Origin of the sequence: Leifsonia sp. SIMBA_070, from assembly GCF_046534635.1 — a bacterium.
GTDB lineage: Bacteria > Actinomycetota > Actinomycetes > Actinomycetales > Microbacteriaceae > Leifsonia.
Genome location: NZ_JAWRYK010000575.1, coordinates 1 through 255, shown reverse-complemented (window position 1 = coordinate 255; position 255 = coordinate 1). Strand labels below are relative to the sequence as shown.

At 60.4% G+C, this 255-nt stretch carries 1 protein-coding gene; it reads right to left on the bottom strand.

What is annotated here, in order from left to right; all coding sequences use genetic code 11:
* Positions 1-96: 96 nt before the first annotated feature.
* On the bottom strand, positions 97-255 hold a 159-nt coding region (locus tag SB754_RS21525; protein ID WP_410784357.1), incomplete at its 5' end, for a 50S ribosomal protein L19.

Sequence of the window (255 nt, the reverse complement as noted above, 5' to 3'; positions counted from 1 at the left end):
CGAAACGCCAGCCCACAAACCTGGACCGGCGTTTCGTGTGCTTCACGGGGGAGTCCGGAGACTCCCCCGAAGCGGATGATGCGTGGATCAAGAAATTTACTTGGCGGGACGTGCGTCGCGCTTTTCCTTGATCTTGGCTGCCTTGCCGCGCAGATCGCGCATGTAGTACAGCTTTGCACGGCGGACATCGCCCTTGGAGACCAGTTCGATCTTGTCGATGACCGGGGAGTGCACCGGGAAGGTACGCTCAACGCC